The sequence below is a fragment of the Olivibacter sp. SA151 genome (assembly GCF_054130995.1).
Genome location: NZ_CP096391.1, coordinates 5,157,840 through 5,169,747, shown reverse-complemented (window position 1 = coordinate 5,169,747; position 11,908 = coordinate 5,157,840). Strand labels below are relative to the sequence as shown.

The window sequence follows — 11,908 nt, the reverse complement described above, 5'->3', positions numbered from 1 at the left end:
ACTAGCTTACAATTAAACAAATACCAACCAATCATTTAACAATATGTATCATTTTTTACCAATCAAAAAAAGTAAAAGGACAATATTTCCGAAATGGCAGTTTCTTTTTACGATGTTTATTTTATTCAATACTACGCTTTGGGCGCAAAATCGAACAATTACGGGTATTGTTACAAGTGGGGTGGATCAAGCACCTTTACCTGGGGTTTCTGTTTTAGTAAAAGGTACTAGTACCGGTACTACCACGGATGAAAAAGGAAGATTCACTTTGTCTGTACCGGAAAAGGCTGTTCTATCGGTTTCGTATATTGGGTTTTTGTCAGAGAACGTGGATGTCGGTAAGCAAACAAACTTGTCAATCATACTTCAATCAGATACTAAAAGTATGGACGAAGTAGTCGTAGTAGGATATGGCAGCATCAAGCGAGGAGATTTGACATCTGCAACAGCGCATGTAGGCCCAAAAGATTTTAGACAAAGTGGCGCCAGAAATGCGATGGATTTATTACAAGGGAAGGTTGCTGGTTTGCAGGTCACTAGATCTGGCAGTAATCCGAACAGCGGTGTTTCAATCCAATTGAGAGGAGCTACTTCGATCATGGGAGGAAACTCGCCACTGATTGTTGTCGATGGGATACCTGGTGGTAACATGGACTTACTTCAACAAGAAGATATCGAGTCAATCGATGTGCTTAAAGACGGCTCCGCTGCTGCAATTTATGGTACGCAGGCAAATGGCGGAGTTATCTTGATAACGACAAAAAAAGGGAAGCCAGGGCAAACGCGTTTTGATTATGCGAATTATTTCCGAAAAGAATTTGTTCAACGTCAACCGAAGTTTCTTTCAGCTGACGAATATCGAAAAAAAATGGAGGATGGAGTTTTTACGGGTACAGATGGCGGAGCTAATGTAAACGCTTTCGACGAATTAATCAATAAAGACAATATCAGTCAATATCATACCTTGGCTATCTCTGGTGGCGGAGAGAATAACAGCTTTCGTGCGAGCACTTACTATCGGAATTTAGAGGGGATTGCCAAAGAAAACGGGCGACAAGAGTATGGCATTAGAGCCAATTTCAATGGGAAAGGGCTCAATGATCGCTTAAATACCTCCGTTAATTTAGTTACCAATTACAACAATGCAAATTTATTAGGTGGTGGCGGATGGGAATGGGCTTATACCAGAAATCCAACACAACCATTAAAAAATGCTGATGGTTCTTGGTATTACGAGCAAACAACGACGAACGAAGTAGCTCGTTTGTATGAAGAAAAATATAGGCGACAGCAACAGACATCTTCGCTCGACGGAAAAGTGAGCTATATGTTCTTAGATGGATTAAACGGATCTGTTTTTGGATCTGTACAGCGAAATTCCTATACAGATAGTTATTACGCAAGCTTGAATTCAGAACCGTCATTTAAGAATGGTAACGGTTATAAGGGTGAAGCGGAACAAACTTCTTTTTTGCGTACGGATTATGCGTTTGAGCCTACAATCGATTATAAAACGATTGTTAACGAGGATCACTCAATTACAGCAGTAGCGGGTTACAGTTATCGCCGTTCGGTAGAACAAGGATTTGATGCTAAAAATTTCGGTTTTTCAAGTGATGTACTTGAAGACAATAAGTTGCAAACAGGAAACGCCTTAATTGACGGGAAAGCCGAGATGAACAGCAATAAATGGGATAGCAAATTGATTGCCTTCTTCGGTCGAGCAAATTATTCTTATAAGGGGAAGTATATGTTCCAAGGAATTTATAGAAGAGAGGGATCTTCCCGTTTTGGGGCGAATAACAAATGGGGAAATTTTGGATCAGTGTCTGCTGGTTGGAATATTTCTGCAGAAGAGTTTATGAAAGAGGTCTCTTTTGTGGATGACTTGAAACTAAGGGCAGGCTACGGAGTTACAGGAAATCAGGATATCGGAAACTACAACTCTCTTGTAACGTTGGGCACAGGGAATTTTTATATTTTTCCGGAAGGAGAGAATGGAATTTGGAGACAGACCTACGGTCCTAACAGAAATCCTAATCCAAATTTAAAATGGGAAACGAAAAAGGAATTCAATATAGGTTTAGATTTCTCTCTGTTTAATGGGAAATTAGGTGGGTCAATTGACGCATATAAACGAGTTACGGACGATTTATTGGGCGAATATAAATCGCAGCAACCTCCTTTTATAAGGGATTTTTTAGTTACAAATGTAGGCCAATTATCCTCGAAGGGTATCGAATTGACTTTAACGGCATCGGTAATTCAGACGGATAAAGTTACATGGCGAACAGATTTTACAGCTAGCAGCAATAGTGCCCGAATGGATAGCTTTTCAAATGATGTTTATAAGGTTAGCTATCGTGACTTCGGCTCAATTGGAGGTGCTGGCGCACTTGGTGACGCTTTCAGAGTAATGGAGGGTGGAAAGCTCGGAAATTTCTATGGAAAACGTTTTGCTGGATTTTCTGAGGATGGCAAATGGCTTTTTTATAAAAAGGATGGTTCAGCGGTGCCGTTTGATCAAATAAACGACTCTAGAACGGATTTAGAAAATACCGATTTGGCGGTTATTGGCAATGCCATTCCCAAATTTTATGCCAGCTGGAATAATACCGTAACCTATAAGAATTTTGACCTAAGAGTGTTTTTTAGGGGACGTTTTGGATATGATGTTTTAAACACAACAGAGCTTTCCTACGGCAATCGCGTGGCGTTACCTAATAATGTGTTGGAATCAGCCTTTACTAAACATGAAGCCTTGAGTGACACTTATATGTATTCCGACTACTATATAGAGAGTGGTTCTTTTGTGAAGCTTGACGAAGTGACTTTGGGCTATACATTTAAGCTTAACACAGCGAAGTTGCGTAATTTTAGAATATACGTAACCGGACAAAATTTAGCAACCTTTACAAGTTACTCGGGTGCCGACCCGGATTTTATCCTAGATAATGGCTTCGGAAATGAAATTAATGGTAGAAGGCTAGGTTTGGATCCAAGAGACCCTTACCCAAGTACGCGCTCCTTTTTAGTTGGGCTGAATATCGGATTCTAGTTTAGTTGATTCACTGAAAATATTTTTGAAATGAAATACTTAAAAAATATCGGTCGTGCTGTATGTTTCTTGGCACTGTCGTTACATATAAACGCATGTACTAATTTGGATGAGAAAGTTTATGATGAATTGGTAACAGATAATTATTATAATAATAGAGAGCAGGTTTTATCAGCTGTTTTACGACCGTATACCCATGCAAATGCTTGGGCTACGCCTGGACAGGATGGTTGGTGGAGACTCAGTGAGTATGCAGCTGACCAGTTGGCGTGGCCAGTTAAAGGACGTCATGGACAGGATGGAGGAAAGTGGATACGCTTGCACTATCATACTTGGATTCCCGACGATACCTTTATTTCAGGTGCCTGGAATTTAATGTGGTGGGGTATGGGTTTATGTACTGATCCTATCGAAAACTTAGAGAAACGTGATATTGCTGCAATGGGAATAACAGAGGAAGAAAAGTCGGCATTTATTGGAGAGCTAAAATTATTTAGAGCCTTCCACTATCTAAAAATTATGGATCTTTGGGGCAATGTTCCAATTGTGACCAAGGTTGGTGAACCCCTAAGCCCGGAAACTGCTTCGAGACAGGACGTATTTAATTTTATTGAAAAAGAGATTCTGGAGAATATGAATAACGTGCCTGTTCTTTCTAGGCAAATGTTGGGAAGAATGTCGCGTGCGGGAGCTTACGCGATGTTGGTAGAATTATACTTAAACGCAGAAACATGGACTGGCACACCTAGATGGGACGATTGCATAAAGGCTGCGGACGCCTTAATCAATGGGGAGGCTGGCGGACAAAACGGCGCTTTGGTATTGGAGCCCAATATTTTTGACGCATTTAAGCCCCAAAATGATATTTCAAAAGAGGTGGTGTTTTCCATTGCGTATGATTTTCAACGAGCTAACACCCAGCCACAGTGGACAGGTGATATGTTTTATTTTAATCAACGTGGTATCACGGGAGGCGGAAGAAATGGCAACGATGGTTGTGTCGTGATTCCCGGTGTATATAGTACATTTAATGAAAAAGATAAAAGGAGAAATGAATGGCTGCTAATTGGCCCGCAATATCGTTTTGATGATCCAACAAAGCCTGTTTTAGGAGCCAATGATGAATATCAAGATCAGCCTCTAGTGTTCGTAGATAATATCCGTAAAAATCTCGAAGCAATCAACAACGGGACGGATCCGGAAAAATTACCTTCCAATATGAATACAGGGGAAGGCAATAGTGGAGTACGTTTCAATAAGTACCAATTAGGCGATTTAGCTCATCCATATTATAATAGCACAGATTGGAACGTGTATCGTTTAACTTGGATTTACTTTGCCAAGGCGGAAGCACTGATGCGAAAGAATGGCGGTGTAGCGACACAAGAAGCTGTAGATCTCATAAATGCAAGTAAAAGACGCGCTTTCGAAGCCGAAGATTGGGATGCGAATGCTTATACTACCGGATCATTAACTCTGGATGAATTACTCGCTGAAAGAGGACGTGAATTTATTTTTGAAGGTTTTAGAAGAACGGACTTAATCCGCTTTGGTAAATTTCATACGGAAACTTGGTGGGATCATCAACCAACCGATGCCACAAAGGCTTTGTTTCCAATTCCCAATCAACAGCGTATATTAAACCCTAACCTTCAACAAAATCCAGGTTACAATTAAGTACATTTGATCCATGGATGCAAAGAAACCTCATTTGCATCCATGGATACCAATACAAGCCATTATGAAAAGCATATGATACGATACCTAAAGCAAACAAAATCTATTCTAGCTGTAGTCATTGCCATTAGTTTAAGCTGGTCTGTTGCCTATGGACAGCAGAATTCTTCCGTACTCAAGGATAGGCAACAAGCCTTTATTGATTTGGCATTCGGTATGTTCATCCATTATAATATACCTACGTATATGGAAGATGACTGGGCTGATCCTGATGCATCACCGGCCATTTTTAACCCCAAGCGGCTAAATACCGATCAATGGGCAGAGGCTGCGAAAAGCGCGCACATGAGTTACGGATGCCTTACAACCAAGCACCATAGCGGTTTTGCTATTTGGGATACGAAGACAACCGATTATAACGTAATGAATAGTCCCTTGAAACAAGATGTTGTAAAAGCTTACGTCACCTCCTTTCGTAAAGCAGGACTGAAGGTCATGTTGTATTATTCCATTTTGGATATCCATCACCAGCTTAGACCGGGCCATATAACAACCGAGCATATTAAGATGGTAAAAGACCAATTAACTGAACTACTTACTAATTACGGAGAAATTGAGGCACTAATTATCGATGGATGGGACGCACCTTGGTCACGTATTTCTTACGACGATGTACCCTTTGAGGAGATATATAGACTTATAAAGACCCTACAACCAAATTGTCTGGTAATGGATTTAAACGCTGCGAAATATCCCACAGAAGCACTTTTCTATACAGATATAAAATCTTACGAACAAGGAGCAGGGCAGCATATATCGAAAGATCAAAATAAATTGCCGGCACTTTCTTGTTTGCCTTTACAGGCGAATTGGTTTTGGAAGTCGTCTTTTCCAACTTCTTCCTTAAAAGATGTAGAAAGTTTAGTGAACGACAACCTTATACCTTTTAATCAGGTTTATTGTAATTTTATTCTGAATGTAGCTCCAAATCGTGATGGTATAATCGATGACAATGCTCTCGAATCATTAAAGAAAATAGGGCAGCTTTACCAAAGACCAAAGAATCTACCAACATTACCACCCAACGATGGGCCAATTATTTCATCCAATTTGGCTAAAATGAAGTCAGCTAATAGTAGTTGGAGCTATGACATGAATATTATGGACTTTGCCAACGACGATAAATTTAGCACCTTCTGGCGCGCTCATCCAAGTGTAAAAGAACCTTGGCTAGAGATCGATTTGGGAAGAGAACAGCCGTTCAATAGCGTGGTAATAACAGAAGAGAAATCCAATGTGTCGGCTTATACGTTAGAGTATTATGCAGAAGGAAAATGGACACCCTTAGCAAATGGACGCGATGAAAAACGCGTGAAGATTATTCGTTTTGATACTGTTTGGGCACAAAAATTAAGAGCCCGCTTTGGTAGTTTCAAAGAAGCACCTGCCATAGCGGAATTTGGCATTTATAATGAAAGACGATAAGATATGATGATAAATAAAATAAAGGCGTATGCTTTTGCTGTCTTCATGATCAGCGGCTTAGAGGCCCTGCAGCCTGCATGCGCGCAAAGTAATGAAGTAATGGTTGACCCGGTCGACTACGTAAACCCCTTAATGGGCACCGACTCAAAAGTTTCCTTGTCTAACGGAAATACATATCCTGCAATTGGATTGCCTTGGGGAATGAACTTTTGGACACCGCAAACGGGCAAAAATGGCAATGGCTGGCAGTATACATATGCGGCTGATAAAATTCGAGGTTTGAAGCAAACGCATCAACCATCCCCTTGGATGAACGACTACGGACAATTCTCTCTTATGCCGGTAAGTGGTAAAGCGGTATTTGATGAAGAGGACCGAGCCAGCTGGTTTTCGCATAAAGCGGAAGTATCTAAACCTTATTACTACAGCGTGTATTTGGCAGACCATGATGTAACCGCCGAGGTAACGCCTACTGAAAGGGCTGCCATGTTTCGTTTCTCTTTTTCTAAAACTGATAGTGCGTTTGTAGTATTGGACGCTTTTGACCGTGGCTCGGAGGTGAAAATCATCCCGGAAAAGAATATGATTGTTGGATATTCTTCGCGCTATAGTAGAGGAAAGCTGAAAAATTTTAAAAACTACTTTGTAATCGTCTTTGATAAACCGTTCAGCAATTTCGCAACCTGGGCCGATTCAACGAAATATCCCAATCGAACGGAATTAGCAGCTGATCATGTAGGTGCCATTGTAGGGTTTTCAGTGCGTGGAAAGACAGATCAGGTACATGCAAAAGTGGCCTCTTCTTTCATTAGCGAAGAACAAGCATTGCTTAATTTGAAAGAACTCGCCAATGATTCGTTTGATCAAATCGCTGATAAGGGGCGCGCCGTATGGAATGAGAAGCTGGGCAGACTGCAGGTAGAGGGTGCCAGTGTTGATCAGTTGCAAACTTTTTATTCCTGCTTATACCGTACGCTATTTTTCCCCAATAAGCTTTATGAAGTAGATGCAAAGGGCAAAATTGTCCATTATAGTCCTTATAATGGTGAAGTTCTTCCAGGATACATGTTTGCCGGGACAGGTTTTTGGGATACATTTAGAGCTCTTTATCCATTTTTAAACCTGATGTACCCTTCCATCAATAAGGAAATGCAAGAAGGGCTTATTAATGATTACAAAGAAGGGGGATTTTTACCTGAATGGAGTAGTCCTGGTTTTGCTGATATTATGGTCGGTAATAACTCAGCTTCAGTTGTAGCTGATGCGTATATAAAAGGCCTAAGGGGATATGACATTGAGAAATTATATGAAGCCTTGATTCATGGCGCCAATAATGAGGGGCCGATGTCTGCCGTTGGAAGAAAGGGCGTTGAATACTACAACAGTTTAGGCTATGTTCCCTACGATGTAAAGATTAATGAGAATGCGGCGAGAACATTGGAATATGCCTATGATGATTTTGCCATTTATCAACTGGCAAAAGCACTTAAAAAGCCAAAGAAGGAAATCGAATTGTATGCAAAACGCAGTCAAAATTATCGTAATCTGTTCGATAAAGAATCGAATTTAATGCGGGGAAAAAATAAAGACGGCTCTTTTCAGTCGCCTTTTAATCCGCTTAAGTGGGGAGATGCGTTTACCGAAGGTAACAGCTGGCATTATTCCTGGAGTGTTTTTCATGATGTGCAGGGACTTATCGACTTAATGGGTGGTGAAAAGATTTTTGTAACCATGCTCGATTCTGTATTTAACCAGTCGCCCACCTTTGACGATAGCTATTACGGAGGTGTTATTCATGAGATTAGGGAAATGCAGATCGCTAATATGGGGCAATATGCTCATGGAAACCAGCCTATTCAACATATGATCTATCTTTATAACTATGCGGGGCAACCCTGGAAAACCCAATATTGGGTACGAGAGGTTATGAACCGGTTATACTTAGCTACTCCTGACGGCTACTGTGGAGATGAAGATAACGGCCAAACATCGGCATGGTATGTATTTTCCGCGTTAGGCTTCTATCCGGTATGTCCTGCCACTGATCAATATGTTTTGGGTGCCCCTTTGTTCAAAAAAGTAATATTACGCCTCGAGAACGGTAAAAGATTCGAAATTGCGGCGCCGCAAAATAATAATGAAAATCGTTACATCAAAGACGCCTTGTTAGACGGTAAGGCTCTTGATCAAAATTGGATAAGCCACCAACGTATTTTAGATGGTGGTCAGTTGTTATTTCAAATGGATAAAACACCCAATAAAACGAGGGGAACCAACGCAAAAGCATATCCTTTTTCGTTTTCATCAAGCAATTAGTAACGAAACCAAAAAACACAGCAAGACACGTTGCTTAAAAGGCTTCTGGTCATGCATTAAAATTTTCAACAATGTTTATTTCAAAATTCAAAGTACTTTCACTAATCGGGTTCATTTATATACAGTGTCAGGTCGCTCATGCTCAAAATCGCTGGGATGCAGTAGATGAAGATATAAAAATAGCTACGTCTGTCGATACAATGAAGCAAGGAAAATATAGTTTGATATTTATTAACAAATCGGTGGACTTCGATACGGTGGTTAAAAAGAGGCTTGTTGAAGTCTTTTTTATAAATTATCCCAAAGAGGCTAAAATATATAATAAGAAAACGACAAGGAAGGTTGTTTTTGTAATTGATCCCGATTATAAAGGTGTTGCTGCTGCGGCTGGAGGTGTCGTACGTTTTAATCCCCTATGGTTTAAGAAGAATCCAGGTGATGTAGATGTCGTTACGCATGAAGTGATGCACCTTGTCCAATCTTATCCGGACGGTGCGGGGCCAGGCTGGATAACAGAGGGGATTGCGGATTACGTGAGGTTTACTTTGGGTGTCGACAACGAAGGGGCAAACTGGAAACTACCGGAATTTGACGAAAAACAATCTTATGAAAACGCATATCGGATAACTGCCCGCTTCTTCTACTGGATTGAAAAAAACATAAAAAGGGGCACGATTAAAAAACTAGATGCAGCAATGCGCACTAAAACGTATTCGGATATTTTTTGGGAAAAGAATACCGGTAAAACCGTAGACGAACTATGGGCTGAGTATGCAAAAAAACCAACAATTAGCTAATATATTTACACGTAGACGGCCGTTCAATCCTCATTTTGGTTTGTTGATAAGGATTGCGGCTGTCTTTATTATAAGAGCAATAACGTATTCCTCTTAACGTTTTATAAAAATATTTCGCTTTTAACACTAAAATGGCTTATTTTAAGAAGTAGGTGTAGTGAAGCGAACCCTTGAGTACTCTTTAAGATAGCAGTGGATAATAAATAAGTAACTATATATGAATAAATGGAAGAAAATCTTGATTTTTCTTATGCTCCCGATAGGGGCATATGCGCAAGATTTATCGTTGGTGCAGTATGTTAAACCAATTATCGGAACAGCAAAAATGGGACATACCTTTCCCGGAGCGACGGTACCGTTCGGTTCGGTACAGCTTAGTCCGGATACCGATACCATTCCGTATGCCGTGGATGGGAAATATAATGGGGAAGTATACAAATATTGTGCGGGTTACCAGTATGCGGATCCTACAATCGTAGGTTTCAGTCATACGCATTTTAGTGGAACAGGCCACTCCGATTTAGGCGATTTTTTAATTATGCCTACCACAGGAGACGTGCAGATGAATCCGGGAACGAGTGATCAACCTGAAAATGGTTATCGTTCAGCCTACAGCCATGATAATGAGGTTGCAGAGCCTAATTACTATCGGGTAAAACTAGATGATCATCAGATTTTGGCAGAATTGACCACCTCTGCTCGGGTTGGATTTCACCAATATACGTTTCCAAAATCAAGTAATGGTCATATTATTCTCGATTTGATGGCTGGAATTTACAACTATGATGATAAGAACGTATGGACTGTTGTACGGGTAGTCAATGATAGTTTAGTGACCGGTTATAGACAAACTAATGGTTGGGGGCGAACGCGAACGGTTTACTTTGCGATGAGTTTTTCGAAGCCTTTTAAAGAATATGGTACCCAAAATAATGACCCTGTACAGGTATACAAAGGCTTTTGGCGAAAATTCAATCAAGAGAAAAATTTTCCGGATCTTGCTGGAAAAAAACTCAGAATGCACTTCGATTTTAGTACTGAAGAGGGAGAAAAGGTCAAAATAAAATTTGCCATAAGTCCTGTAAGTATGCAAAATGCGCTGGCTAATATGCAAGCTGAAATTCCACATTGGGACTTTGACCGAGTTAAACACCATGGACAGCAATTATGGGAAAAGGAGTTGCAAAAGATCGTTGTTGATGTTCCAACTAATGAGGATCGTATTAACTTCTATACGGCAATGTATCATGCGGCCCTTATGCCGACAATGTACATGGATAACAACGGTCAGTATAAAGGCTTGGATCAAGAAGTGCATCAGGCGGATGGATTCACGAATTATACATCTTTTTCGTTGTGGGACACGTTTAGGGCTTTTCATCCCTATCTTAATCTCGTCAATCCGAAACGAAACGCCGATATGGTAGCTTCTATGATGGCACATTACCAACAAAGTGTTTTGCATATGCTTCCTATTTGGTCGCATTATGCGAATGATAACTGGTGCATGAGCGGCTATCACAGCGTATCGGTTATTGCAGATGCTATCATAAAGGGTGTTTATAAAGGGGATGCATTGGCTGCATTAGAGGCTTGCATCCAAACTGCAAATGCCAGAAACTATGAAGGTATCGGTGCCTATATCGACAAAGGATATGTTCCTGCCGATATTTCCGGAACCGCTGTATCCAATACACTCGAATATGCCTATGACGATTGGTGTATCGCTCAGTTAGCTAAAAAATTGGGAAGAATGGATGTGTATCAGGATTTTATTAAACGGTCATCCAATTGGAAAAACGTATATGATCCTTCCGTTGGATTTATGCGTCCGCGGATGACTGATGGCACCTTTAAAAGAGATTTTGATGTACTTAAGACCGATGGACAAGGATTTATTGAAGGGAATGCATGGAACTTTAGTTTGTATGTGCCTCACGACCCTGAAGGAATGATGGTCAATATGGGCGGTAAGAAGCGTTTGTCCCGCTATTTAGACTCGCTATTTAGTATGCATTTGCCAGATGAGTTCTTCGCACATACGGAAGATATTACAAGAGATGGCATTATCGGGAATTATGTGCATGGAAATGAGCCTTCGCACCACGTAGCTTACTTGTATAATATAACAGGTGAGCCTTGGAAGGCTCAGCAAAAGATCCGAATGATTCTTAAGCATCAATATCACAATGGGGCAGACGGTTTAGGTGGAAATGATGACTGCGGCCAAATGAGTGCTTGGTTCATCTTTAGTTCGCTAGGCTTTTATCCGGTGGCTCCGGCATCTGATGAATATTGGTTGGGAAGCCCCGCCGTTCGAAATGCAAAATTACAGTTCGACAATGGGAACACCCTCATAGTAAAAGCGATTAATCAGTCAGATAAAAATGTTTTTGTTAAGAAAGTAACGCTAAACGGTGAAGAAGTTAAGAGCTATAAGCTAAAACACGCTGATTTAATGAACGGAGGAGAGCTCATCTTTTATATGAGTGCAAAAAAGTAAATAAAAGCCGATGATTGCCGTTACACGGCAATCATCGGCTTTTATAATGCCTTAAACGCATAACTGATTTCT

At 40.6% G+C, this 11,908-nt stretch carries 6 protein-coding genes; all 6 read left to right on the top strand.

What is annotated here, in order from left to right:
- The first annotated feature begins 112 nt into the window (after positions 1–112).
- The 6 genes from M1D52_RS21110 (at position 113) to M1D52_RS21085 (ending at position 11,836) form a co-directional block, all read left to right on the top strand.
- On the top strand, positions 113–3,058 hold the full coding sequence (locus M1D52_RS21110) for a SusC/RagA family TonB-linked outer membrane protein (RefSeq protein ID WP_437365202.1): 2,946 nt from the start codon (positions 113–115) through the stop codon (positions 3,056–3,058).
- 30 nt (positions 3,059–3,088) lie between these two features.
- Positions 3,089–4,735 (top strand): RagB/SusD family nutrient uptake outer membrane protein, encoded by a 1,647-nt coding sequence (locus M1D52_RS21105; RefSeq protein WP_437393466.1) that lies wholly within the window; start codon positions 3,089–3,091, stop codon positions 4,733–4,735.
- 75 nt (positions 4,736–4,810) lie between these two features.
- Positions 4,811–6,220: an alpha-L-fucosidase gene (locus M1D52_RS21100; protein WP_437393465.1), complete on the top strand. Its 1,410-nt coding sequence runs from the start codon at positions 4,811–4,813 to the stop codon at positions 6,218–6,220.
- A 3-nt stretch (positions 6,221–6,223) separates the two neighbouring features.
- Complete coding sequence (locus M1D52_RS21095) at positions 6,224–8,536, top strand: GH92 family glycosyl hydrolase (protein WP_437393464.1); 2,313 nt, start codon at positions 6,224–6,226, stop codon at positions 8,534–8,536.
- Between the two features lie 71 nt (positions 8,537–8,607).
- Positions 8,608–9,333 carry a basic secretory protein-like protein gene (locus tag M1D52_RS21090; protein ID WP_013665339.1) on the top strand — a complete coding sequence of 242 codons (726 nt, stop codon included), beginning with the start codon at positions 8,608–8,610 and terminating at the stop codon, positions 9,331–9,333.
- Positions 9,334–9,550: 217 nt separating this feature from the next.
- Positions 9,551–11,836 (top strand): GH92 family glycosyl hydrolase, encoded by a 2,286-nt coding sequence (locus M1D52_RS21085; RefSeq protein WP_437393463.1) that lies wholly within the window; start codon positions 9,551–9,553, stop codon positions 11,834–11,836.
- The last annotated feature ends 72 nt before the right edge of the window (positions 11,837–11,908 follow it).